The sequence below is a fragment of the Streptomyces tremellae genome (genome assembly GCF_039540215.1).
In the GTDB taxonomy this organism is placed as follows: domain Bacteria; phylum Actinomycetota; class Actinomycetes; order Streptomycetales; family Streptomycetaceae; genus Streptomyces; species Streptomyces tremellae.
Genome location: NZ_BAABEP010000003.1, coordinates 178,888 through 197,329, shown reverse-complemented (window position 1 = coordinate 197,329; position 18,442 = coordinate 178,888). Strand labels below are relative to the sequence as shown.

Below are 18,442 nucleotides of genomic sequence, written 5' to 3'. Positions count from 1 at the left end.
CGGCCCGCGCGTCACACCGCGGCGGCCCGCGCTGTCACACCGCGGCTGCGCCTTCCCGCGAGCGGACCACGCGGACCTCGGAGACCTCCATCAGCCCGTCGAGTTCGACGGTGCCCGCACTCCGCCCGGGGTCGACCGTCAGGCCGTCCCTGCGGACGAGGCCGAGCAGCCGCTCGGCCGGCGGAAGCACCATGTGGCGCCCCCAGCAGCGCTCGTTCACATGGCCGAACGGCAGATAGCCGGGGTGGGGGCTCCGGATCGAGCTCCGCCCACCGCTCGGGAAGGAAGGCGTCGGGCTCCTCCCGCAGTCGCGGATCGCGGTGGCTGAGCAGCGGCAAAAGCAGCAGGTCGTCCGCCGCGCCGATCCGCGCGTCCACCGCGGGGAACACGGGGGACGCGGTGCGCAGGATGTTCCACGACACGGGCAGCAGCCTCCTCGTGGATGATGTGCCGGTTCGGCGTCGCGTCGTCGAACGGCGCGCCCGGCCACATCGCGTTGCTGACGGGCGCCGCCACGGTGAAGCACACCGGCGCGGCCACCCGGCGGTGGAGGTACATCGCGTAGCGCCGGTTCTCGTAACCGGCCGCGTCGAGGACCAGCGAAGCGAGCTTCGACAGCGGCACCTCGCGCCCCGGCCTGCGCAGCAGCGCGGCGCCCGAGGTGACGGCCGACCAGGTGAGCCTGGGGGTGAGTTCGAGGCTCCGGTCCACGAGGACGCGGAAGCGCAGCCGCTGCCTGCGGCACACGAGGTCCCTGAGGCAGGTGTGCGGCACCCCGCGGCCAGGGACCGGTCAGGTCGACGTCGTCCTCCAGGGGCCGCCGCAGGGCGACGCGTACGTCGGCGGACACCGTCTGCATGAACGTCGAGGCGTCGGTCCTGGTGACCCGGCGCGCGCACGGGCTTGAAGGCGGGCCGCTCCTTCGCGTCGGCCGGCCTGCTGCGCAGCAGCGCGTCCAGGAGCGCGGGCCCCGCGACGCCGATGGTGTCGGGTGCGAGGCGGAACAGGTCCGACCCGGTGTGCCGGGTCAGCAGCGCGTCGATCCCGGGCGCGAACCGCACCGTCCTGCCGCCGTGGCCTGCGACACCCGAGCGCTCGGCCAACGCATACCTCGGTGGGCGGGGAGGCGGCCGCGTGGCGGGCCGTCGCCGGCCCGCCACGCGGGCTGCTCTGGGACGGGGGGTCGGTGCGTTCTGGGTGGATCGCGGCGGGTGCGGGCGGGAGGCCGGCGCGCGTCGACGGCACCGGCGGGCAGCCCTCGGTCTGCCAAGAACTGACGGCCCGTTGACCCGGGGGCCGCGGCGGGGTGCGGCCTACTCGCCACCGTATCCGCCGCCGGTGGCCGCGGTGCCCCGGGGCGGGTCGGGGACCCGGGAGACGCCGGCCGACGCGCCTGCGCCGTCGTCGCCGCGGACCGTGGCTCCCGACGGGTGCTCCTCCTGGCATTCGGCGTCGAAGAGATTGCACGTCGGCTGTGCGGAGGCGGGACCGGCCGAAGCGGCAGGGGAGGCGCCGGACGGCGGTACGGCGGGGGCGGTCGGCGCGCTGCGGGGGCGCGGCGCCTTGGAGTCGGTGGTGCCTGCGCGGCCGTCGAGGGCCGTGTAGGTGGCGAACAGGACGGCGGCGACGGCGAGCGCGGAGCCGACGGTCAGACCGACGGAGCGTGCCGTGGGGGACGAAGCAGACATGGGGGGATCTTCCCGCAGCAGTGCGGCGGGGAGGCGCAGCGAGCGCCGTCCCGCGCCCCTCGTGTCGCGGGGGGCCTTCGTTCGGGGGACCCGTACACCCGCGGGCGGCGCGACGGGCCCCCGGCGCGGCGCGGGACGCGGGCGGCCCGCCGGGTCAGCCGGTCTGGTCGCTGTCCTTGAGGCTGCCCCAGCCGTGCCAGCGCTCGACCTCGATCCACGCGTTGTACCGGGTCCTGTCGCGGCGTGGGTACTCCTTGCCGGTGTAGTGGCGCGACAGCCGGTCGATGCCCGCGAGAGCGGTGTCCTCCGTGACGCCGGTGACCCGCCCGATGAGGCTGACGTGGGTGTACCAGTCGTCGCCCGCGAGCACGGTGAGGCTGACGCGCGGGTCGTTGCGCAGGTGGCGCAGCCGTACCCGCCCCTCGTCCAGGTTGATCAGCACGCGGCCGTCGTCCTCCCACAGGTACCAGGTCGCGGTGGACACCGGATGGCCGTCCGACCTGAGGGTGCTGATGACCGCGGGGTTCGGCTTCCGCAGCAGGCTCACGGCGGTCTCGGGCAGCGGGGGCTGGGACACGGTTTCTCCTTCTCGTCCTGTCACGGCGTGGCGTGGCGTGGCGCCGCCTCCGCGTCCTACCCGTGCGGGCGGCGGTGACACGGCCACCGTAGTGCGGGGGAGCACCCGCCCGGCCGAGCGCCGCCCCGAGGCCGCGCGGGGACGCCCGTACGGGACGACCCGGAGAAGCCCCCCAGCCGTGGGACGCCCCGGTTCGTCCCAGCGGCCGAAGAACCCCCGCCCCGGCGCCCCGACGATGGTGGACGACCGCATCCGACGAGAGAGGGGCCGGCATGGACGCGCGCGGCGACACCGAAGGCCCGTACCCCATCGCGCAGCCAGGCGCCGCCGCCGCGCTGCGCGCCGCGAAGCTGCTGACGGGCTGCTACCTCGCGGTGAGCGCGCTCACCCTGTCGGCCGTCGTCCTGCTGCGCCACGACAGCGCGGCGGTCGACGACGCCGTGTGGGTGCGCGGCACCCTCGTCCTCGTCAGCTCCCTGGTGGCGTTCCTGTGCGCGGTACGGGCCGCGCGCGGCGAGCGCGGCGCCTACCGCAGACTGCGGATCATCTCCGCGGTGACGGTCGTCGCGATCGCCGTGATCATCGCGCTGCCCGGCACTCTCCCGCTGTGGATGAAGATCGACCAGGGTCTCAGCGGGGTCCTGCTGATCGGGGTCCTCATCGCCTCGGGGGGCCGCCGGGTGCGCGGGTCGTTCGCGCCCCGCAGCTGAGGCCGCGCGGCGGGGCGCCGTCGGGCGCGGCGGGTCAGTGCCCGCCGTCCTCCGCCCGGCGCCCCCCGCTCCCCGCGAGCAGGTCCGCCACCCCGTCCTCGTCCGTCTCCCGCAGCTCCTCGTCGAGCAGCAGCCAGCGGGTGACCCCGACAGACCGCAGGAACGCCAGGTCGTGGGCGGCGATCAGCAGCGCGCCCCGGTACGCGTCGAGCGCGCCGGTGAGCCGGCGGACGCTCGCCATGTCCAGGTTGTTCGTCGGCTCGTCCAGCATCAGCAGCTGGGGCGCGGGCGCGGCGAGTACGGCCGCCGCGAGTGCCGCCCTGAAGCGCTCGCCGCCCGAGAGCGTGCCGGCCGGCTGCTCGGCCCGTGCCCCCTTGAAGAGGAAACGCGCGAGCTGCGCCCTGATCTCGTTGTCCGGCACACCGGGGGCGGAGCGCGCCGCGTTCGCCGCGACGCTGAGCCCGTCGTCCAGCACGTCGAGCCGCTGCGGCAGGAACCGGAGCGGTACGTGCGCCCTGGCCTCGCCCGCGCGCGGGGCGAGTTCACCCGCGAGGATGCGCAGCAGCGTCGTCTTGCCCGCGCCGTTGCGGCCGACGAGCGCCACCCGTTCGGGGCCGTGCACCGTGAGGGTGGCCTCCCGCAGCCGGCCGTACGGGAGCCGCAGCGCGTCGAGGGTGAGGACCGTACGGCCCGCGGGCACCGCGGTGCCCGGGAGCGAGACGCGGATCTCGGCGTCCTCGCGGATCGCGTCCGCGGCCTCGGCGCGCCGCTCACGCGCCGCGTCGAGCCGGTCCTCGTGCAGCCCGCGGAGCTTGTCGCCCGACTCCTGCGCCGACCGCTTGCGCGCGCCCGCCACGATCCGCGGCGCGCGGCGCTGCGCGTCCAGCTTGCCGCTCTGCCGCCGCCGCTTCGCGACCTTGGCCTTCGCCTCCTCCAGCTCGCGCCGCTGCCGCTGCACGTCGGCCTCCGCGGCGCGCAGCGCGCGGCCGGCCGCCTCCTGCCCGGCGGCCAGCGCCTCCTGGTACGCGGACCAGCCGCCGCCGTACCAGGTGACGGAGCCCGAGCGCAGTTCCGCGATCCGGTCCACGCGTTCCAGCAGCTCTCGGTCGTGGCTGACGACGAGGAGGATGCCGCCGCGCCAGGTGTCCACCGCCTCGTACAGCCTGCGGCGCGCGAACAGGTCGAGGTTGTTGGTGGGTTCGTCGAGGAGCAGCACGTCGGGGCGGTCGAGCAGGAGGGCGGCGAGCCGCAGCAGGACCGTCTCGCCGCCGGACATCTCCCCGACGCTGCGATCGAGGCCGAGGCCGCCGAGGCCGAGCGAGCCCAGGGTCGCGAGGGCGCGTTCCTCGACGTCCCAGTCGTCGCCGACCGCCTCGAAGTTCGTCTCGCTCGCGTCGCCCGCCTCGATGGCGGCGACGGCGGCCCTGCGCCCGGCGATGCCGAGTGCCTCGTCGACCCGGAGCGCGGTGTCGAGTGTGACGTCCTGCGGCAGGTGGGCCAGGCGGCCGCCGGCGGAGACCGAGCCCGCGGCGGGCCGCAGCCCGCCCGCGAACAGCCGCAGCAGGGTTGACTTGCCGCTGCCGTTGCCGCCGACGAGGCCGGTGCGGCCGTGGCCCACGGCGAGGGAGAGCCCGTCGAAGAGCGTGGTGCCGTCGGGCCACCTGAACGACAGGGCGGAACAGGTCAGAAAGGCGCCGGGGGCGCTGTGGTCGTGCATGGCTTCTCGCAGTCGGGAGCGCGGTGGGAAGGGAGCTTCGTGTGCGAGCACCACGCGGCAACCGGACCGGGGGAGAACCGGCGAGAAGGCGAGGGGGCCGGGACCGGGGAAGGGGATCCGGTCGGAGCAAAGGAGGGACGGCTCCCGCGCCGAGGTCGCGTTCCACACGGGCGTCACCGGCGGCACAGGGGCCTGCTCGGGTGTGACGTACGTACGGCCGCACGGGCCGTACCGCGTGGTGGTCGCGGACCTCAGATGCGCAACGTCCACCTCGATCGGAGACGACAGGGACACCGGCAAGGTAGCGCCCCCGGGCGGGGGAGGCAAAGCGGTTTGCGCCCGGGGGCGCGGCGCGGTCAGCCGCCGATGTGGTAGCTGTCGCCGTAGACCTTCCAGTCGAGGGGCGGGTCGAGGTCCAGGTTGCCCTGCTGGAGGAAGACGCGCTGCTCGGTGTCGACGCGGCTGGTGTCCTCGTGGGCCTCTTCCTGCTTCATGGCCCACACGCGGGCGTCGAGGAAGGCGTTGAGGTACGCCGTCTCGTCGCCGCCCTGCGACGGCGGCTTCGCCTGCCCGAGCGCCCGCTCGCGGATGCCCCCGAAGCTGGTGCCGTCGTCGCCGGGGCCGTGCATCACGATGGCGTCGTAGTAGATGAACTGGCCCAGCGTGCCGAGGCCGTCCGACTCCGCCTGGCTGACGGCGGGGTTGAAGTACACCCGGTCCCGCTCGTCGTTCTGGGCCGTCTGGAAGGCCGGGTCGGCCCCCGCCTGCTGCCAGGCCGAGGTGAAGGCGGCGCCGAGGCCGCTGTGCGAGTCGGTGCCGTTCACCTTCCTCAGCGCGGGCAGGAACGGCGCGAGGGGGTTGTCAGGCTCGCGGTCCGTGTAGAGCTGGACGAGCTCAAGCATGTCGCCGGTGCCCGAGCAGAACCCGATGATGCCCGCGGTGTAGCCGCGGCCGTCGCCGATGTCCTCGATGTACGTGTACTGGGCCTTCCAGTCCAGTGAGGAGTTCTCCGCGCTGGAGACCAGCTCCATCGCGATCTCCTTCTTCGCCGGGTCGTCGAGGCCGGCAGCCGCCGCGGGGACCGCGGCGTGGCGGGCGGCCCCGGCCGGTGCGGGGACGGCTCCCTGGGCACCGGCGACGGCGGGTACGGCGGCGAGCGCCAGGCCGAGCAGCGCGGCCGGCACCAGGCGCAGCGCGCTCTTACGGGGGTTCATCGGGCCTCCAGTGGGGTGGCGGCAATCTGTTAGGAAGCTTTCCTATCAGGGGTCGATGCCGCCGTACACCCTTGCGGCGGCGGGAAGTCGGGGCGCGCCGCGTGCTGCTCCTTCCGCTCGCGGTGGGGCGCGGGGGGCCGACGGCCCCGCACCCCCACCGGGCCGAGGAGGCGCCGGGCGCCGGGCGGGCTTGCGGGGTGGGGGGTGCTCCGCGATCCAGGGGGTTCGCGGTGTTCGGCGGAACGCGCCGGGCGGGGCCGGTCGAGAGGCCCTGCGGGACGCCCCGGTGGCGGCGGACGGAATGTTCCTTTGCTGATTCGTGATCAGTGAGGGCGCGCATGCATGTCATGCTCATGTCGAGATCAAGCGGGGCGGCCCGGATGCGGGGCCCGCCCCGCTCAGCATGCCCCCCAGGAAGGACCTTCCATGCGCGCACCGCTCATGTCCAAGCTGGCCATGGCAGTTGCCCTGGCGACCGCGGCCTCGGCGTCCGTCGCCGGAACCGCCTTCGCCGGGCCGGCCGGGAGCGGCTCCACCCCGGCCGCCGCCCCCACGGCCTCCGCCGTCGTGGCCGCCGCGCGGACGGCGGCGACCCGCCACGCCGCCGCGACCGGCGTCGGCCCGGCGACCGGACTCGTCCCCACCGACGTCATGGCCGACCCCGACGGCAAGCGGCACGTGCGGTTCTCGCAGACGTTCCACGGGATCCCCGTCGTCGGTGGTGACATCGTTGTCCACCTCAACTCCGCCTCGCAGTACCTCGGCGTGACCCGTGCCGCGAGCGGCGCGGTGTCCGTGCCCGCCGTCACCGCCAGGCTGACGGCGGGCCAGGCGGAGGCCAAGGCGAGAGGCGCCGTCACGGGCGGCACCCCGGCGCACGCGCGGCTGGTCGTGCGCCACCAGGGCAGCACCTCGAAACTCGCCTACGAGATACCGGTGGCCGGGGCCAAGGGCGACATCGAGAAGGCCCGTACGGTCCTGGTCGACGCCGCCTCGGGCGCGGTCCTCAGCAGCACCCCGGTCGCGGACGACTTCATCTCCCCTGAGGTCATGGCCAAGCTGCGCGCCCAGGGCAGGCCCGCCACCCCGACCACGGACGGCACCGCCGCCCCCGCCGCCCCGGAGGCGCGCCCCGCCGCGACCTTCCCCGCGCCCGCCACCGGCACGGGCGCCTCCCTGTTCTCCGGGACCGTCACGCTCAACACCACGCAGACCGCGGCCACCACGTTCACCCTGGTCGACACCACCCGCGGCAAGAGCGAGATCAGGGACGCCAAGCACTCAAGCAGCCTCGGCACCTCCACCTTCGCCAACGCGTCGGTGCTCAGCGACAGCGACGACAAGTGGGGCGACGGCACCACCTCCGACAGCGTCACCCCGGCGGTCGACGCCCAGTACGGGCTGACGTCGACGTTCGACTTCTACAAGAAGACCTTCAACCGGCTCGGCACCGACGACGACGGCGCCGGCCCGCACGGTGTGGTCCACTTCTCCACGGGCTACGCCAACGCCGCCTGGGTGGACGAGTGCCACTGCATGATCTACGGCGACGGCGACGGCCAGACCTTCACCAAGCCGCTGGTGCAGCTCGACGTCACGGGCCACGAGCTCACCCACGGCGTGGTCTCCGCGACCGCCGGCCTGGAGACCCAGGTCGATCCGGCCACCGGCAACCAGATCGGCGAGCCCGGCTCCCTCAACGAGTCGCTCGCCGACATCTTCGGCAGCGCCGACGAGTTCGCCACCGCCAACCCCAAGGACCCGGGCAACTACCTGATGGGCGAGCAGCTCGGCCTCGCCCAGGGCTTCCTGCGCCGCCTCGACCACCCGTCGCTCGACAAGCTGGAGGGGACCGTCGACTACTGGTCGGCAGACGCTCCCAAGACCGAGGTGCACGCCGGTTCCGGCGTCTCCTCCCACGCCTTCTACCTGCTGGCCGAGGGCAGTGGCGCCAAGACGGTCAACGGGGTCTCGTACAACTCGCCGACGGTCGACGGCTCCACCGTCACCGGTATCGGCAGGGACAAGGCCATCAAGATCTTCTACCAGGCCCTGACCCGGTACATGGTCTCCACCACGGACTTCCACGACGCCCGCGAGGCCACCCTGAAGGCCGCGGCCGACCTCTACGGCTCCGACAGCACCGAGTACACCACCGTCGACAAGGCGTGGGCTGCCGTGAACGTCACCGCCTCCAACTGACGCCCCGCCCGGGGCCGGCAGGACGCGCGCCACGCGTCCTGCCGGCCCCCGCGGCCGTGCGCGGCCCCGCGGGGGCCGGCCCCCGCTCACCCGCTCCGAAGCAGCGCGCAAGACGGCGCGCGCGAGGAGGCACCGACCCGTGACGACGTGCGGACCACTCGCGCCCACCGGCCCGTCCGGCACACCGCGTGGCCGATAATGGGGCCCCGTAAGGTTGCGGCACAGCCGGACCCGGCGACGCGGCCGGCGGCACGAAGGGGGTCCCCTTGTCTGGAACGAGCCCGGAGCGGCGCCCCATGGGGGAGCTTGAGGCCGCCGTCCTCGCGGTGCTCTGGGCCGCGGACACCCCGCTGACCGCCCGCCGTGTCCAGGACGCCCTGCCCATGCGGCTGGCGCGGACCACGGTCGCCACGCTCCTCGCCCGCCTGCACGACAAGGGCGCCGTGGTGCGGGAGCGCGCGGGCCGCGGCTACGCCTACGCGGCGGCCCAGGACAGACAGGGGCTGACCGCCCGCCGCATGCACCACGAGCTGGACAAGGACGCCGACCGCGAGGTGGTACTGGCCCGCTTCGTCTCCCAGCTCGGCCCCGAGGACGAGCGCATCCTGCGGATACTGCTCGATGCCGATGCCGATGCCGATGCCGATGCCGACGCTGCGCGGGGCGGTGGGGACGCGCGGCCCTGCGGCGAACGGGAGGAGACCGGCGCCGCAGCCGACGGCGCCGGGCGCGGTGGCGGGACCGGTGACGCCCGGCAGGACGGGGCCCCAGGCGCCTGGCCCGGTGGCCGGGAATGACCGTCCTGCTCGTCCTGCCGCTGCTTCTGCCGTTCGGCGCGCCCCTGCCCGCCCGCTGCCTCGTCCGGCGGCCACCGCCGCGTTCTGCGCGCTGCTGCTCCTGTGCTCGGGCGCGTCCACGGCAGCGGCGCTCGCCGGCACGGTGGACCTGCACAGCGGCGTGCAGACGGCGCGGGGCCAGACCGGCGGTCACCACCGCCCTGCGGGCTGAGCACGGCGCGCACCGCGCTCAGTCGATCCGGGGCGGCCCCTGCTCCACCCGGCGCAGGACGGGATCGAGCCTGTCGATCACCTCGTCCTGGACGCGCCGCTCGTCCCACCAGGTCGCGCCCGCCTCGGCGAGCGGCCCGAGCACGTCGCGGGCGCGCGCCGGATCGGCCGGGCTCGCCCCGCCCACCACGATGTCGAACGGCTCCGACTCCCTGCCGAGCGCGCCGCGCTGTTCGCGCAGGAAGGCGGTCAGGTCACGCACCTCGTCCACGGGCGGTGTGTGGCCGTGCCGCGCCGACTCGAACAGCGGGGCCGCGCCGTCCCAGCGGGCCGCCCGCCGCATCGGCCGCCGTTTCGGCCAGTAGCCCGCGATCAGGACCGGCGGCCTCGGCCGCTGCACCGGCGCGGGCAGCAGCTCGACGTCGTCGGCGTGGAAGTGGCGGCCGTGGTGCGTGACGGGCTCGCCCGCCCAGTAGCCGGCCAGCAGGCCGAGCCCCTCGTCGAGGCGCTCCGCGAGCACCACCGGGTCGGTCGGCTCGCCGAAGCTCCCGTACTCGTCGTCGATGGGGCCGCCGAGCCCCGCCCCGAAGACCACCCGGCCCCCGCTGAGCCGGTCCAGGGTGGCGACCTGCCGCGCCAGTTGCTCGGGGCGGCGGCGGGGCACCGGGGTGACGAGCGTCCCGAGCCGGATCCTGCTGGTCGCGAGGGCCGCGGCCGTCAGCAGCATCCACGGGTCGCCGAACACCCTGCGGTTGCGTTTGACATGGACGACGTGGTCCCAGACGAACAGCGCGTCCCAGCCCGCCTCCTCGGCGGTGACGGCCAGGGAGGCCACGGTCCTCGGATCGGCGAAGTCGCCGAAGTTGGGGATGTTGACGGAGTAGCGCACGCGGAGATCCTCCGCCACGGCGCGCGGCGCGGCAAGGCGCTGTCCACCGTACGGCCTCGCGCGCACCGTGCCCGAGGTGCCGCCGCGTGGCGCCCGCCCTACGCTGGCGACGTCGTGGGGGGTGAGCTGGAGGTGCCCGCATGCCCCGCCCCATCTGGACCGGAGCCGTCTCGTTCGGGCTCGTGACGATCCCGATCCGGATCACCGGCGCGTCCGAGAACCGCGGCGTACGCTTCCACCGGATCCACCTGGAGGACGGCGGACGCGTCCGCAACCAGAAGCGCTGCGAGATCGACGACGAGATCGTCACGGACGACGACATCGGCAAGGGCTACGAACTCGGCAAGGACCACATCGTCCCCGTCACCGACGAGGAGCTCGACGCCATCCCGCTGCCCACCGCGAAGACCGTCGAGATCCTCGCCTTCATGGACCGCGACGCCATCGACCCGGTACGCCTGGGCCAGAGCTTCTACCTGGAGGCCGCGGGCGACGCGGCGACGAAGCCGTACGTGCTGCTGCGGCGCGCCCTGGAGCGCGGCGGGCGGGTCGCCGTCACCAAGCTGGCGCTGCGCGGGCGCGAACGCCTCGCGGTCCTCGACATCCGCGACGACGCCCTGACCCTGCACACCATGCACTGGCCCGACGAGGTCCGCTCACCCGACGAACTCGCCCCCCGCCCCGTGGAGCTCTCCGAGGACGAGATCGCCCAGGCCATGTCGCTCGTCGACGGCATGACCACCGACGACCTCTCGGCCTTCCACGACGAGTACCGCTACGCCGTCGAGGAACTGCTCGCGGCGAAGGCCGAGGGGCGGGAGCCCGCGGCGGCTGAGGAGGGCGAGAAGCCCGGCACGGTGGTCGACCTGATGGCGGCGCTCGAACAGAGCGTGCGGAAGGCGCGTGCGTCCCGCGGCGACGAGGAGGGCGAGGGCGGCGCCACGGTCCACGCGATGGGCGGCCGCGGCCGGAAGACCGCCCCGGGCAGGGAGCCGGCCTCGGGGAAGGCGGCGCGGGGCGGCGCGAAGAAGGCCGCGGCGAAGAAGGCCGCGGGGAAGAAGACGGCGAAGAAGTCCGCGGCCGAGGGGTCCGGTGCGAAGCGGGCGCCCGCGGGGCGGAGCGCGACCGGCTCGGCCGGGGCCGGGAAGGCCACCGCGAAGAAGACGACGGCACGGGGTACGGGCGGCTCCGCCGCGGGGAGGACCACGGCGAAGAAGTCCGCCACCAAGAAGGCCGCGGACGACAAGAGCACGCCGGCGTCGAAGCAGACGACCGCGAAGAGGACCACCGCGAAGCAGACGACCGCGAAGAAAACCACCGCGAAGCAGACGACCCAGCCGCGCCGCAAGGCGTCCTGAGGCCCTGCCCCTGACACGGGCGGCGCCTGCGGGCGGCGGGACCGAGGCGCCCGCGCGGTGCGTATGGCAGGGCGGTGCGGCCAAGAGGGACCGGTGCGCGCCCGCCCGAGCGGCGGAAGAGACCGGCGTGCCGCGGCTCACATGCGGCAGCCGGGCCCGAGGCGCCCGGACCGCGGCGAGCCGGTCCCGGCACGCGCGGGCCCGCCGCCGGGCGGTGCGGCGGAACCCGCGCGAGCCGGTGCCCGGGGCTCAGCGGGTCGGGGGCTCCGGGGGGTCGGCGAGGCCCAGGTTGTCCCTGAGCGTGGTACCGGCGTAGTCCGTGCGGTACACCCCGCGCTCCTGGAGCAGGGGGACCACGGTGTCGGCGAAGCCGTCGAGGCCGCCCGGGGTGATGTGCGGGACGAGGATGAAGCCGTCACTCGCATCGGCCTGCACGAAGGCGTTGATGGTCTCCGCGACCGTCGCGGGCGAGCCCACGAACGACTGGCGGCCCGTCGTCTCGATCACCAGCTCCCTGATGGAGAGGTGCTCCGCCTCCGCCCTCTCCCGCCACTCCTTCGCCACGGCGACCGGGTCGCGGTGCATCCGCACACTGGCCCGGCCCCTCGCCACGGTGTTCTCGCCGGGCGCGGGATCGATGTCGGGCAGCGGCCCCTCGGGGTCGTACGCGGACAGGTCGCGGTTCCACACGTGCTCCAGGTACGCGATCGCCGTGGCCCCGCTGACCTGCTGCCTGCGCACCTCGTGCGCCTTCTCGCGCGCGTCCGCGTCGGTGTCGCCGAGCACGAACGTCGCGGCGGGCAGGATCAGCAGCTCGTCCCTGCGCCTGCCGTGGTGCGCGAGGCGGTCCTTCACGTCGGTGTAGAACGCCTGCCCCGCGTCGAGCGTGGCGTGCCGGCTGAAGATGGCGTCCGCGCTCGACGCGGCGAACTCCCGGCCCTCGTCCGAGTCGCCCGCCTGGAAGATTACCGGGCGGCCCTGCGGGCTGCGCGGCACGTTGAAGCGCCCGTGGATGTCGAACTCCTCGCCCCGGTGCTCGAACGCGCCCGCCCGAGCGTCCCGCAGGAACACGCCCGTGGCCGGGTCGGCGACGAGGTCGTCCCGCCGCCAGGAGTCGAAGAGTTCGTTCGCGGTGGCGAGGAACTCCTTGGCGCGCGCGTACCGCCGGTCCTGCGGCAGGAACCCGCCGCGCCGGAAGTTCTCCCCGGTGAACGCGTCCCACGACGTCACCACGTTCCACGCGGCGCGCCCGCCGGTGAGGTGGTCGAGGCTCGCGAACTGCCGCGCCACCTCGTACGGTTCGTTGAACGTCGAGTTGATCGTCCCGGTCAGGCCGAGATGTTCCGTGACGGCGCCGAGCGCGGCGAGCACGGTGAACGTGTCGGGCCGCCCCACCACGTCCAAGTCGTAGATCTTCCCGCCTTGTTCGCGGAGCCTCAGCCCTTCCGCGAGGAACAGGAAGTCGAACTTCGCGCGCTCCGCGGTCAGCGCGAAGTGCTCGAACGACGCGAAGTCGATGTGGCTGCCCGCCTCCGGGTCGCTCCACACCGTCGTGTTGTTGACGCCGGGGAAGTGTGCCGCCAGGTGGACCTGCTTGACGGGCTTGCCCGACGTGCTGCGGGGCTGGGTCATGACGCGGACACCTCTGTGGCTTCTGCGGTGGCGTAACGGTTGGCGGGGCGCGGGAGCCCCAGCAGGCCGCGCAGCGTGCCGGCCTCGTAGGAGCGGCGGAAGACGCCCCGCCGCTGGAGCTCGGGCACCAGGCCCCTGACGATCGCGGGCAGGTCGTGACCGTGCACCCCCGGGCGCAGCCGGAAACCGCTCAGTCCGGCCTGCCGCCGGTCGAGGAGGAGTTCCGCGAGGCCCTCGGGGGTGCCGGTGAACACCTCGGCGTCACTGCTGTACGGCGCCCCCGCGAGGTCGTCGAGGCGCGCCCTGCGCTCCTCGGCCGCGGGCTGCGACGAGCCGAGGAAGACGACCAGGTCGCCGAAGACGTGCAGCGGTTCGGCCGCGCGCCCCGCCGCGGCCTGCGCCTCCCGCACCTCGGCCACGATCGCGCGGGCCTCCCCCGTGCTGTGCGGGGTCACATAGCCGACGTCGGCGGACTGCCCGACCAGCGCGTACGGGACGCTGCTGTGGGCGAGCGCGGTCACCACGGGCTGGCCCTGCGGCGGGCGCGGCGTGATGGAGGGCCCCTTGACGCTGAAGTAAGGACCTTCGAAGTCGATGTAGTGCAGCTTGTCGCGGTCCACGAAGCGGCCCGTCGCCGCGTCGCGGATCTCCGCGTCGTCCTCCCAGCTGTCCCACAGCCGCCGCGCCACCTCGACGTAGTCGCCCGCTTCCTGGAACAGCCCGCCCACGGCCCGCTGCCCCTCGGCCGTGTTGATCGTCTCCGGGCTCAGGCGGGGCAGCGTCCTGCGGCCGAAGTGGTCCGCCTCGTCCTGCCGTACCGACACCCGTACCCGCACCCCGGCACGGCCGCGGGAGACATGGTCGAGGGTGGCGACGGCCTTGGAGAGGTGGAACGGCTCCGTGTGGGTGACCACCGCGGTCGGCACGAGGCCGATGTGCCGGGTCAGCGGCGCGACCCGGGCGGCGACGAGCACCGCGTCGAGCCGTCCCCGCACCCGGTCGGTGCGGTCGTCCGGCGCCTCGAACCGGGAGGACTGGGGCGCCAGGCCGTCCTCGAACGTCACGAAGTCCAGCAGCCCGCGCTCCGCCTCCGCGACGAGCCCGGCCCAGTGACGGGCCTCGAACAGCTCACCGGGCCGGGAGGCGGGGTCGCGCCAGGCCGCGGGGTGCCAGCCGGCGTCGTCGAGCGCGACGGCGAGGTGCAGCGGGCCGCCACCGGGGGGCGCGGCGGGGGACAGGGGATCGGACGAGGGGGCCGGCATGGCGGGTTTCCTTCCGGTACGGGCGGGACTGCTGAGTGCGCGGCGCGGGCGGGTCCGTGCGCCGGGGAGGTCACACGGCGCTGGACACGCGCGGTCCCGGCGCGGCGGCCCGCTCCACGGCCGCGGCGAAGGCGTCCGCCACGTCGTAGAGGCCTTCGCGGGCCGCCTCGTCGACCACCACGGAGCCGTCGTCCCGCGCGACGATGTGCCGGTCGAGCACGAACGCGCCCCGCACGACGTGTTCGGCGCTCATCGACGACAGCACCGGGCGCAGCGCGTAGTCCACCGCGAGGGTGTGCGCGGTGGAGCCGCCCGTCGCGAGCGGCAGCACCGTACGGCCCGCGAGCGCGTCCTGCGGCAGCAGGTCGAGCAGCGACTTGAGCAGCCCCGAGTACGCGGCCTTGTAGACGGGGGTGGCGACCACCACGCCGTCGGCCGCCTCGAACAGCTCCCTGGCCCGGACGATCCCCGGGTGCCCGAAGTCGGCGCCGAGCAGCGCCCGCGCGGGCAGGGTGCGCACGTCGAGGGGGACCGTCAGGTGGCCGCGGGCGGCGAACCTGGCGTCCAGGTGCCGCAGCAGCCCCGCGGTGCGGGACGTCGCGGACGGGCTGCCGGAGACGGAGAGGATGGTGGCCATGCGGGTGTCACCTCGGTACGTGTCGGTACGGCTTGACGGGCTCTGCGGTGCGGGCCGGCTCCGCGCGGCGGCCCGCACCGGCCGGAGGGGCCGCGCCGCGTGGCTGCTCGGGCACCGCCGTGGGCCGTGCGGGCGCGGGTGGCCGTACGGGCGCAGGGCGCGCGGCCAGGGAGCGCAGCAGGTCCCGGGCGACGGCGTCGTTCTGCCGGAACGCGGGGGCGTTGGTGCCGGGCCGCGCGAACGCCGCGACGGCCCGGCCCCCGGTGTGGTGCCCGAGCGCGATCCTGCGCGGGTGCGGGCCGCCGAGCGCGGGGTCGAGGACGTGGCCGTCCGGCGCCACGGCGAGCCGCCCCGACTCCTCGATCGCCCCGCCCGCCGCGTACAGGTCGCGCAGCAGCCGGTCCTCGGAGCGGGACAGCGACGGGCTCGGCAGATACGCCTCCACCAGCGCCGTCGCGATGACCGTGCGGCCCGGCACGGTCGGGCTCGACGCGCGGAACGCCCCCGTCTCCTCGTCCGCCTCGACCCGCAGGTCCGCCCCGAGGAAGCGCACCACCCCGGCCCGGGACAGGGCGTGCAGCTGGCGCAGCCGGAAGCCGGGCGGCCCCGACGCGAGGAAGCTGAAGAACCCCTGCCACCAGCCGTCCAGGTGCTCGCGCACCGAGGCGTGGTCGAGGCCGCGGGGCGCGCCGCCGGACGCGGCGGCGTCCGGCAGGTACTGCGGCAGCTGCCCGTAGACGGAGAGCAGCGCGAGGAACGCCCCCAGGTCCGCGCTGTACCCCGGGTCCGCCCTGCGCGCCCGGTCCGCCTCGACATAGCCGCGCATGTGCTCCTGGAAGGACTCCGCGTCGGCGAACACCCGGCCCCTCAGGGGCCGGTCGAGCGCCTCGAAGTCCAGCCGGTCCGCCGGGTCCTGCACCGCGGTGCGCACCAGCTCCGCCATCGCCGGCGCGTACCAGTGCAGTGTGTCGTACGCCGCCCTGAACTCCTCCCAGCCCCCGGCGGTCCGCTCGGGGTGCGCGTGGAACAGCTCGTGGTAGTGGCCGTAGCCGATCTCCTTGGCCATCAGCGGCCACAGGTCGCGCCGCAGGTCGAGCGGCCGCCCCTCGGCCAGCAGCCGGTCCGCCTGCGCGGGGCCGAAGTAGCGCGGCAGGTCGGGCCGCGGCCCGAGAAGCCGGTAGCCGGTCTTGGAGTGGTAGGGGACGCCCCGCCGCGACCCCGCGTGCACCACGGGCTCCCGGCCGGAGGGCAGATACGTGAGCGACCCGTCCGACTCCTCGCGGTACCGCCCGCCGCGCCCCTCCGTGAGCATCACCACCAGGTCCACGAAGGCGAGGCCGAGGCCGCGCAGCACCACGTGCTCGCCCGGGGCGATCGCGTCGAGTTCGTCCGCCACGTCCGCGGAGAACGCGGGCGGCACGTAGCGGCGGCCGTGGCGCGCTGCGAAACGCGCCAACTCCTGGTGCTCGACTGCGGGTTCGGAACCGAGGTGGCCCTGGGTGAGAAACACGAGGTCGGCGGCGAGCGGCGCCGTCCCGCCCGCGAGGTGCACGAACTGCGTGCCGTCGGCCGGGCCGTGCACCGCCGTGGCCGTGGTGGCGTGCGTGTGCACGGAGATGTGCGGCGGCAGCGCGGCCAGGGTGTGCCGGTACGCCCAGTCGAGGTAGGCGCTCTGCGCCCGCCGGGTCGGGAAGGCGTCGGGGGCGAGCCCCGCCAGTTCGGCCCGTACCGACGCGTCGGGGGCCGGCTCGTGCGGCGCGTACGGCTCGGCGCCCGCCGTCGCCGCCGCCCACGCGGCGAGCGAGGGCCCCGGCCGCACCGGGCCCTCGATCACCGAGCTCTCGTCGGTGAACAGCGTCACGTCCTCCGCCATGGAGTTCATCCGCAGCAGCGGCGACTGCGCGCGGCGCCACACCCGGCCCGCGCCCGGCGGATGCGGGTCCACCAGGTGGAACTCCAACGGCCGGTCCGACGGCCAGAGTTCGGGCGCGTTCGCGGCGACCCGCTCCAGCAGCCCGGTGGCCCGCGGACCCGCCCCGACCAGCACCACCACGGCGGGCGCCGCCGCCGGGCCGCTCACGCGGCGCTCCGGGCGACGGCCGCGCGCAGCCGTTGCAGAGGTGTCGGCGGCAGGGCGCGGCTCGCGCCGCGCGCGTAGTGCCGCTCCACGTAGTACTGGCCGAAGGACAGCACGCTCGTGACGACCACGTACCAGATCGTGGCGACCATCAGCAGCGGGATCACCTGGTACGTGCGGTTGTAGACCAACTGGACCGAGTACAGCAGGTCCTGGACGGCGAGCACGCTGACGATGCTGGTGCCCTTGAGGGTGCCGATCAGCATGTTTCCCGCCGTCGGCACGATGGACCGCATCGCCTGCGGCACCACGATCCGCCGCAGCACCCGCCATCTGCTCAGCCCGAGCGCGGCGGCGGCCTCGCTCTGGCCGGGGTCGACGGAGAGGATGCCGCCGCGCACCACCTCGGCTGCGTACGCGGACTCGTGCAGGGTGAGGCCGACCAGCGCGGTCAGGCTCGCCCCGAACAGGTTCACCGTCTTCACCGTGACGAACTCGGGGCCGAACGGGATGCCGAGGCCGAGCCGCGGGTACAGCGCCCCGATGTTGAACCAGAACAGCAGCTGGACCAGTACGGGCGTCGACCTGAAGATCCACACATACCCCCAGCTCAGCGTGCGCAGCACCGGGTTGGCGGACAGGCGCATCACCGCGAGCAGGGTGCCGAGCAAAAAGCCGAGCACCGTCACCGCGGCGGTCAGCCACAGCGTCAGCACCAGCCCGTCGAGTACGGCCCTGGTGGTGAAGTACTCGCCCACGACCTGCCACTGGAAGCGCCGGTTGCGTACGACCGAGTTCACCACCATGGCGAGGACCAGCAGCGCCACCGCCGCGGACAGCAGCCGGCCCGGGTGGCGGCGGGGCACGATGCGCACCGGCGGGCCGCCGTCCTCCACGGGAGCGGGGACGGGCTCGGGCTCCGGACGGTCGTCGTCTGCGGCGGGGGAGCGGGGCGCACCGGCGGGTGCGGCTTCTGGGGAGGCGCTCATGGGAGGGGACTCCGGCGGGGTTCGCGGGCGGCGGTGGTCGACGGCTTCCCCGGGGCACGCGCGAGCGCGGGCACCCGGACCTGCCGGTGTCATCACACGAACCGCGTCCCTCAACACGGCTGGCCCGGCCCGGGGCACCCCGGGCCACAGGCCGCCTTCGACTGTACGTGCGACGACCGCCGAACTGTCAAGCGGCGTCCGGACTGTGGCCGAAAGCACCCGCGGCACCCCGCTCGCCCCGCGGGCCCCCGGCGCGACCCACCCTTGACTTCCGGAAGGCGCCGGTGTCGACTGAGGGCATGCAGAAGCAGCTGCCGCTGGTCATCAGGGGCCACATCGACTTCGGTCGAGTGTGGTCCTCCTCGTGTTGCGCCTGAACCGGCAGCGGGCCGCCTGACCGGCCCTCCCTCCCTCGGTGACCCCGTCGCGGGCCGAGTCCCACGCTCCATCCGGGCGCACGCTGCCGCCTCGCACCGCTCCCCA

Annotated in this window: 13 protein-coding genes and 2 pseudogenes; 4 read left to right on the top strand and 11 right to left on the bottom strand. The window is 74.8% G+C overall.

From position 1 onward, the window contains the following. Positions 1–34: 34 nt before the first annotated feature. From ABEA77_RS04585 to ABEA77_RS04575, 3 genes and pseudogenes are all read right to left on the bottom strand, one after another. A pseudogene (locus ABEA77_RS04585) lies at positions 35–1,103 on the bottom strand (cytochrome P450). A gap of 210 nt (positions 1,104–1,313) precedes the next feature. Further along, entirely contained in the window at positions 1,314–1,688 is a 375-nt protein-coding gene (locus ABEA77_RS04580; protein WP_345641498.1) for a hypothetical protein, read from the bottom strand. A gap of 154 nt (positions 1,689–1,842) precedes the next feature. Further along, positions 1,843–2,265, bottom strand: coding sequence for a PPOX class F420-dependent oxidoreductase (locus ABEA77_RS04575; protein ID WP_345641495.1), 423 nt, complete (start codon positions 2,263–2,265; stop codon positions 1,843–1,845). 272 nt (positions 2,266–2,537) lie between these two features. Here ABEA77_RS04575 and ABEA77_RS04570 point away from each other — a divergent pair, with 272 nt between their 5' ends. Further along, complete coding sequence (locus ABEA77_RS04570; RefSeq protein ID WP_345641492.1) at positions 2,538–2,975, top strand: hypothetical protein; 438 nt, start codon at positions 2,538–2,540, stop codon at positions 2,973–2,975. Between the two features lie 34 nt (positions 2,976–3,009). Here the strand turns inward: ABEA77_RS04570 and ABEA77_RS04565 are convergent, their stop codons facing one another. Both ABEA77_RS04565 and ABEA77_RS04560 read right to left on the bottom strand, forming a co-directional pair. Next, a complete protein-coding gene (locus tag ABEA77_RS04565) occupies positions 3,010–4,692 on the bottom strand; it encodes an ABC-F family ATP-binding cassette domain-containing protein (protein ID WP_345641489.1) in 1,683 nt (560 codons plus the stop codon). A 356-nt stretch (positions 4,693–5,048) separates the two neighbouring features. Further along, positions 5,049–5,906 (bottom strand): chitosanase, encoded by an 858-nt coding sequence (locus ABEA77_RS04560; protein WP_345641487.1) that lies wholly within the window; start codon positions 5,904–5,906, stop codon positions 5,049–5,051. Positions 5,907–6,332: 426 nt separating this feature from the next. Here ABEA77_RS04560 and ABEA77_RS04555 point away from each other — a divergent pair, with 426 nt between their 5' ends. After that, positions 6,333–8,108, top strand: coding sequence for a M4 family metallopeptidase (locus ABEA77_RS04555; protein ID WP_345641485.1), 1,776 nt, complete (start codon positions 6,333–6,335; stop codon positions 8,106–8,108). Positions 8,109–8,374: 266 nt separating this feature from the next. Further along, positions 8,375–8,737, top strand: a pseudogene (locus tag ABEA77_RS04550) (BlaI/MecI/CopY family transcriptional regulator); the annotation flags it as partial. Between the two features lie 397 nt (positions 8,738–9,134). Here ABEA77_RS04550 and ABEA77_RS04545 read toward each other — a convergent pair. Next, entirely contained in the window at positions 9,135–10,004 is an 870-nt protein-coding gene (locus ABEA77_RS04545) for an LLM class flavin-dependent oxidoreductase (RefSeq protein WP_345641483.1), read from the bottom strand. A 140-nt stretch (positions 10,005–10,144) separates the two neighbouring features. On the opposite strand from ABEA77_RS04545, the gene ku reads away from it, so the two are divergent. After that, positions 10,145–11,362: a non-homologous end joining protein Ku gene (gene ku / locus ABEA77_RS04540; protein WP_345641480.1), complete on the top strand. Its 1,218-nt coding sequence runs from the start codon at positions 10,145–10,147 to the stop codon at positions 11,360–11,362. Between the two features lie 249 nt (positions 11,363–11,611). Here the strand turns inward: ku and ABEA77_RS04535 are convergent, their stop codons facing one another. From ABEA77_RS04535 to ABEA77_RS04515, 5 genes are all read right to left on the bottom strand, one after another. Beyond that, positions 11,612–12,994: an NtaA/DmoA family FMN-dependent monooxygenase gene (locus ABEA77_RS04535; protein WP_345641477.1), complete on the bottom strand. Its 1,383-nt coding sequence runs from the start codon at positions 12,992–12,994 to the stop codon at positions 11,612–11,614. Further along, a complete protein-coding gene (locus ABEA77_RS04530) occupies positions 12,991–14,256 on the bottom strand; it encodes an LLM class flavin-dependent oxidoreductase (RefSeq protein WP_345641474.1) in 1,266 nt (421 codons plus the stop codon). The genes ABEA77_RS04535 and ABEA77_RS04530 overlap by 4 nt, the downstream gene beginning before the upstream one ends. A 70-nt stretch (positions 14,257–14,326) precedes the next feature. Then, positions 14,327–14,893 (bottom strand): NADPH-dependent FMN reductase, encoded by a 567-nt coding sequence (gene ssuE, locus ABEA77_RS04525; RefSeq protein WP_345641471.1) that lies wholly within the window; start codon positions 14,891–14,893, stop codon positions 14,327–14,329. Between the two features lie 7 nt (positions 14,894–14,900). Beyond that, positions 14,901–16,973: an FAD/NAD(P)-binding protein gene (locus ABEA77_RS04520; protein WP_345641468.1), complete on the bottom strand. Its 2,073-nt coding sequence runs from the start codon at positions 16,971–16,973 to the stop codon at positions 14,901–14,903. Beyond that, on the bottom strand, positions 16,970–17,959 hold the full coding sequence (locus ABEA77_RS04515; RefSeq protein WP_345641465.1) for an amino acid ABC transporter permease: 990 nt from the start codon (positions 17,957–17,959) through the stop codon (positions 16,970–16,972). The genes ABEA77_RS04520 and ABEA77_RS04515 overlap by 4 nt, the downstream gene beginning before the upstream one ends. Between the last annotated feature and the right edge of the window lie 483 nt (positions 17,960–18,442).

Bases quoted from the DNA above. Each gene is read 5' to 3' on its own strand.
- ABEA77_RS04580 (WP_345641498.1), bottom strand. From the start codon at position 1,688: ATGTCTGCTTCGTCCCCCACGGCACGCTCCGTCGGTCTGACCGTCGGC.
- ABEA77_RS04570 (WP_345641492.1), top strand. From the start codon at position 2,538: ATGGACGCGCGCGGCGACACCGAAGGCCCGTACCCCATCGCGCAGCCA.
- ABEA77_RS04565 (WP_345641489.1), bottom strand. From the start codon at position 4,692: ATGCACGACCACAGCGCCCCCGGCGCCTTTCTGACCTGTTCCGCCCTG.
- ABEA77_RS04560 (WP_345641487.1), bottom strand. From the start codon at position 5,906: ATGAACCCCCGTAAGAGCGCGCTGCGCCTGGTGCCGGCCGCGCTGCTC.
- ABEA77_RS04555 (WP_345641485.1), top strand. From the start codon at position 6,333: ATGCGCGCACCGCTCATGTCCAAGCTGGCCATGGCAGTTGCCCTGGCG.
- ku (WP_345641480.1), top strand. From the start codon at position 10,145: ATGCCCCGCCCCATCTGGACCGGAGCCGTCTCGTTCGGGCTCGTGACG.
- ABEA77_RS04535 (WP_345641477.1), bottom strand. From the start codon at position 12,994: ATGACCCAGCCCCGCAGCACGTCGGGCAAGCCCGTCAAGCAGGTCCAC.
- ABEA77_RS04530 (WP_345641474.1), bottom strand. From the start codon at position 14,256: ATGCCGGCCCCCTCGTCCGATCCCCTGTCCCCCGCCGCGCCCCCCGGT.
- ssuE (WP_345641471.1), bottom strand. From the start codon at position 14,893: ATGGCCACCATCCTCTCCGTCTCCGGCAGCCCGTCCGCGACGTCCCGC.
- ABEA77_RS04515 (WP_345641465.1), bottom strand. From the start codon at position 17,959: ATGAGCGCCTCCCCAGAAGCCGCACCCGCCGGTGCGCCCCGCTCCCCC.